Source organism: Novosphingobium sp. (assembly GCF_024642085.1).
Taxonomy (GTDB): domain Bacteria; phylum Pseudomonadota; class Alphaproteobacteria; order Sphingomonadales; family Sphingomonadaceae; genus Novosphingobium.
On record NZ_JAHEBV010000056.1, the window covers coordinates 1 to 5,280 of the forward strand.

At 61.9% G+C, this 5,280-nt stretch carries 5 protein-coding genes; 1 reads left to right on the forward strand and 4 read right to left on the reverse strand.

Features of this window, described 5'->3' with window-relative positions:
* Positions 1 to 194 precede the first annotated feature (194 nt).
* Together istB and istA are read right to left on the reverse strand one after the other, a co-directional pair.
* Complete coding sequence (istB, locus tag Q0L62_RS12875) at positions 195 to 989, reverse strand: IS21-like element helper ATPase IstB (RefSeq protein WP_296680523.1); 795 nt, start codon at positions 987 to 989, stop codon at positions 195 to 197.
* Positions 979 to 2,511, reverse strand: a complete 1,533-nt coding sequence (gene istA / locus Q0L62_RS12880; protein ID WP_296680514.1) for an IS21 family transposase — start codon at positions 2,509 to 2,511, stop codon at positions 979 to 981. Before istA ends, istB begins: the two co-directional genes overlap by 11 nt.
* Positions 2,512 to 2,561: 50 nt before the next feature.
* Here istA and Q0L62_RS12885 point away from each other — a divergent pair, with 50 nt between their 5' ends.
* Positions 2,562 to 4,151: a CDGSH iron-sulfur domain-containing protein gene (locus Q0L62_RS12885; RefSeq protein WP_296680516.1), complete on the forward strand. Its 1,590-nt coding sequence runs from the start codon at positions 2,562 to 2,564 to the stop codon at positions 4,149 to 4,151.
* Between the two features lie 61 nt (positions 4,152 to 4,212).
* Here Q0L62_RS12885 and Q0L62_RS12890 read toward each other — a convergent pair whose 3' ends face one another.
* Both Q0L62_RS12890 and Q0L62_RS12895 read right to left on the reverse strand, forming a co-directional pair.
* Positions 4,213 to 4,662, reverse strand: coding sequence for a hypothetical protein (locus Q0L62_RS12890; RefSeq protein WP_296680519.1), 450 nt, complete (start codon positions 4,660 to 4,662; stop codon positions 4,213 to 4,215).
* Positions 4,659 to 5,280: hypothetical protein (locus tag Q0L62_RS12895; RefSeq protein WP_296680520.1), on the reverse strand; the 622-nt coding region annotated here is incomplete at its 5' end. The genes Q0L62_RS12895 and Q0L62_RS12890, both read right to left, overlap by 4 nt.

Sequence of the window (5,280 nt, forward strand, 5' to 3'; positions counted from 1 at the left end):
AGTCATGGCATGCACGTTGGCAGAGCGATTGACACCCAACCCGTAGGCATAATGCACGGGGGTTGTTGCCAGCGCATACTCCCCCGTTCCCGGGATCATGCAAACGCCAGGAATGATTTGAGTGTTGATTTTCACCCAGAACTGAGCCGGTTTTTTCACCGAGAAGTGAGCCACTTCTGATTATGGATTTCGGTTCATGCTGGGGTCAAGGGTGGGTTTGTCTCCTTCTTTTTGCGGGCTGCGGCAGCTGTGCTTGCCCTGAAGCGGAAGCTGTCGTTGCCGGTTTCCAAGATGTGACAGCGGTGGGTGAGGCGGTCGAGCAAGGCCGTGGTCATCTTGGCATCGCCAAAGACGGTCGCCCATTCGCTGAAGCTGAGGTTTGTGGTGATGACGACGCTGGTGCGTTCGTAGAGCTTGCTGAGCAGGTGGAAGAGCAGCGCCCCGCCCGATGCGCTGAACGGCAGATAGCCAAGTTCATCCAGGATCACGAGGTCGAGCTTGGCCATGCTTTCTGCGATCTGTCCGGCCTTGCCTTTGGCCTTTTCCTGTTCAAGGGCGTTGACCAGTTCGATGGTCGAGAAGAAGCGGACCTTGCGTCGGTGATGTTCGATGGCCTGGATGCCGAGGGCGGTGGCAACGTGGGTTTTGCCGGTTCCCGGTCCACCGATCAGGACCACGTTCTGGGCGCCATCCATGAACTCGCAGCGATGCAGGGTCCTGACAGTGGCCTCGTTGACCTCGCTGGCGGCGAAGTCAAAGCCCGAGAGGTCCTTGTAGGCCGGGAAGCGGGCGGACTTCATGTGATAGGCGATGGATCGAACCTCACGTTCAGCCAATTCGGCCTTCAGGAGTTGCGACAGCATTGGGATGGCAGCTTCAAAGGCCGGTGCCCCCTGCTCGATCAGATCGGTCACGGCTTGAGCCATGCCATACATCTTCAAACTGCGCAGCATGATGACGATGGCACCAGCGGCTGGATCATGACGCATGGCGGCCTCCGGCGATCTGGGCGCGCAGGCCGTCATAGCGTTCCACATTGGCCTTGGGTTCGCGGTTCAGGACCAGAGCCTGCGGGGTATCCAGTGGCGGCCCGCCAACCACTTTGCCGTCGATCAGCCGGTGAAGAAGGTTCAGCACATGCGTCTTGGTCGGCACGCCCTCGGTCAGTGCCAGCTCCACTGCGGTGAGCACGGCTTGTTCATCGTGATGAAGCACCAGGGCGAGGATATCGACCATCTCGCGGTCACCGCCGGGCTTGCGGAGCATGTGATCCTGCAACTGTCTGAACGCATGTGGTAATTCCAGAAAGGGCGCCCCATTTCGAAGCGCACCCGGTTTGCGCTGCACGACCGCCAGATAATGCCGCCAGTCGTAAATCGTCTTCGGCGGCAGATGATGGCTGCGTTGGATCACGCGGGCATGCTCACACAGGATGTTCCCCTCAGCTGCCACGACCAGTCGATCAGGATAGATCCGAAGGCTGACTGGCCGGTTCGCAAATGATGCCGGAACGCTATAGCGATTGCGGTCAAAACTGATCAGGCAAGTTGGCGAGACGCGTTTGCTCAGCTCGACAAAGCCGTCAAAGGCCACGGGCAACGGCATCAGGGCCGCCTGTTCTTCCGCCCAGACATCGGCGATTGTGCCGGGCTGTTTGCCATGCGGGGTCTGCCGCCACAACTCGAGGCAACGCTGCTCCAACCAGGCATTCAGCGCGGCAAGGTCCGGGAAGTCCGGCATCCCTTGCAGCATCTGGTGGCGGGAATCCCGAACGTTCTTCTCAACCTGCCCCTTCTCCCATCCCGCCGCCGGATTACAGAACTCGGGCTCATAGACATAGTGGTTCGTCATCGCGAGGAAGCGCATGTTGATCTGCCGCTCCTTGCCGCGGCCGACGCGATCCACAGCTGTGCGCATGTTGTCGTAAATCCCGCGTCCGGGCACGCCGCCAAAGACCCGAAACCCGTGCCAATGCGCGTCGAACAACATCTCATGGGTCTGCAATGGGTAGGCGCGGACCAGGAAAGCCCGGCAGTGTGCAAGCTTGATGTGCGCCATCTGTAGCTTGGTGCGCTCGCCGCCCAGAACCGCAAAGTCCTCGCTCCAGTCGAACTGGAAGGCATCGCCAGGATCAAAATGCAGCGGCACGAAAGTCCCGCGCCCTGTCGTCTGCTGTTCGCGCTGGCGATCTGCCTTCCACCGTCGCGCAAAAGCGGCCACCCGGGCATAGGAGCCGGTGAAGCCAAGCGCCACCAGTTCAGCGTGCAACTGCTTCACGGACCGCCGCTCCTTGCGCGATTTCCCGGCTTCGGTCTTCAACCAGCCTGCCAACTTCTCGGCAAAGGGATCCAGCTTGCTTTGTCGTTCTGGCGTCGCAAACTTTGGCTCGATGGTGTTCGCTGCCAGATGCTTGGTCACAGTATTTCGCGACACACCCGTTAGCCGCGCAATCTCCCGGATCGACAACTTCTGCCGCAAATGCATCCGTCGGATGATGTTCAATAGTCCCATGTGGATCACTCCGTTGCCCCCGCCGCTCACAGCTTTGGGGAAAGGTTCACATGGCTCAGTTCTCAGTGAAAATTATGCGCCTAACCGGCTCAGTTCTGGGTGAAAATCAACACGCCCAGAACCGGTTGATGCCCAGCGGTCAGGATTACGAGACGGTCGGCGAGCTTTACCATGCGCTTGCCGCCGGCCTGTCCCATCTGACGGACCGACTGGGCGAGGCGGGACTTTTCACCGGCCTAGCAAAGCGGCAGATCGGCCCCGATCTGGTCGGCCTGCCCGGATTGCAGACGATCTCTACGCTCAGCGAGGCACTCGCGGCCATAGATACAATCGTCGAGCAGGGCGAAGGCGCACCCGCGCATACCGAGGATGGCCACTACCAGCGTTTCGTCACGATCCGCTCGGAATATGAAGGGTTTCTGAAGGCAAACCCCCGCTTTGTCCCTGCGCGTCCGGTTGCGGCCAATCCGGTGATGCGCAAGCCCGTGTCCGCCGCGAACCGCGTCTGGGTCAATGACCCCCAAGCCGCTGCGGTGATGGATTACGCTAATGCTCTTTACGGGCAGATGCTACGGCTCTTGTGTCAGGCATTCGGGCGCGACGGCGTTGCGGACGAAAAGCGTGTTCTGGTCAACGCAGCGATCGATCTGATGTTCGCCCTGACCCCGGCCGCGGAACATCTGGGCACCTTGGCGGCCAATGGCGAGGATGCGTGCAATGCCGGAATGAGCTTTGCCATGCTTCGCCCCCTCACGGCGCTGCCGCAGGGCCCATCCGAATGGCGCGTGCTGGATCAGCGGTTCGCCGAGTTGGAGGCGACGGCGGCGTCACTTGCCGCTTCGGGAGCGCGCCTTGCCCAGTCTGCCGAGGCGGTCACACGGGTCGCCGCGGCATTCCGGACCGGGCATTCTACCCTTCGGCCGTCCGACATCGAGGTTGCTGACGCATCCCCGCCTGTCAGCCTGAGCGCGCCGGCCGCCCCGACCGTGCGAGACGGCGTCGAGGTTGTCGAGGGCAAGGACGTCACGCTGGCATTCGACACGAAACGCTGCATTCACGCGCGCCATTGCGTGACCGGCGCGCCGCGCACTTTCCTCGCCAATGTCGAGGGCCCCTGGCTTCATCCGGACGAGACGAGCGCAGACCAGCTGGCGATCATCGCGTCAATGTGTCCGTCCGGTGCGATCACGCTGGCACGAAAGGACGGGCGCGCCGACGAGACCGCGCCGGAGGTGAATACATGCCAGATCCGCGAAAACGGACCCTTGGCGTTCCGGGCAGATCTGCGGATCGACGGACATCCCGACGGCTATCGCGCGACGTTGTCCCGATGCGGCCAGTCAAGGAACAAACCCTGGTGCGACGGCAGCCATGTCGCGGCCGGATTTCAGGCGAGCGGAGAACCGGCAACCGTGTCTCTTGACGCGATCGCCCCGCGCGGCGGGCCAATGGACATCCGCCCGCAGACGAACGGCCCGCTGGCAGTGTCGGGGCCACTGGAAATCTGCGCCGGAACCGGCCGCGTGGTCCAGCGCGTTTCCGGCGCAAGGCTCTGCCGCTGTGGCGCTTCCGCCAACAAGCCCTTCTGCGATGGCAGCCATGGACGGATCGGATTCAAGAGCTCTCTGGCTGCCGAGTGAGTCGAGAAAGACGAAATCGTGTGGTAGGCGTTTTATTTCTAAAGAAACTTCGGTCTTGGTTTCAATAATCCGTCTCGACATACACCCTGGAGCAATCGTAGGCGACAGCCGCCGCCGTGGCCCCATTGTTTATGTAGTTGCGCGGGCTTAGCAACTGGGTCGCGGCAAGAATGTCGGTGGTGAGGGTGAACTCGGCCACCGCGCCGCTGACTTCCTCGACAATTCTCACGCCGATATCCGCGTCGTTTGGCGATGCAGCAATGGTCAGCGTCAGAATGTTGGTCATGCTGCTCACGGGGAAATTGGCGCCAAGGTCGGTCAGGCTAGGCGCTGCGGACCCGTCGTTCTGGACCAGCTGCCAGCTCGTATGGGTCCCGAGCTGGAATCCGATGCCGATGCGGTTGACGACGGCCGAGAGGGTAAAGGTCGTGGCCAATGCTACGGTTGAGCCGTAAAGGCCGAAAAAGCCCATCCCGGTCGCCTGAATCGTTGTCAGAGAAAGTCGGTTCACCTAGGTCCAGCCGCCCAGCCCATCCGCATTGCCGCGCCAACAGACCTAGCCTGCAGAGCGTTCCTCCGCCGCCGCATCGGCGGTGGCGGCACTGGCCACGCGCCAGCGGCGCTTGCTTGTGGAAAGGTTCGTCGTGGACAGATTCGGCGTCGCGACGGTTCCCACAGCGGTGCGCGGCAGGCCATTGGTGTTGACCGTGGTGCCCTAGGATGGGGCCATGTCGCGATCCGGTTCACGCCGAAATGCGGCTGCAAGGGGAAGAACCGGCTCGAGGGGCGCTGGACATCCAGCCATCCCGCACCGGCACGATCACGGGCGTAGAGCGCAAGCTTGCCCGCAGGCGGTGGCGCCGGAACCGATGCTAGGCCGGGCATGACAATGGGTTCCGGCAATTCGACCCGGCCGCTCAAACGGTCAATCTTCAATGCCTCGAAGAAGGCCGAGCCGTCCGGGCTGACCTTGAAGCTGAAGTCGTCGTTGCCGAGGAGGCCGATCAGTGCCCTTGCTGAAAACCCGGTCTTGAAGGCGAAAGCCGCGTAGTTGCCTGCGGCGGCTTTGTTGACGGTCGCTTCTATCCCGGCCACGGCGTTGTTGAACAGGAGTGCCGGGGTGTTGACC

Excerpts from the sequence above, each read along its gene's own strand:
- istB (WP_296680523.1), bottom strand. The coding sequence starts at position 989 with ATGCGTCATGATCCAGCCGCTGGTGCCATCGTCATCATGCTGCGCAGT.
- istA (WP_296680514.1), bottom strand. The coding sequence starts at position 2,511 with ATGGGACTATTGAACATCATCCGACGGATGCATTTGCGGCAGAAGTTG.
- Q0L62_RS12885 (WP_296680516.1), top strand. The coding sequence starts at position 2,562 with ATGGCTCAGTTCTCAGTGAAAATTATGCGCCTAACCGGCTCAGTTCTG.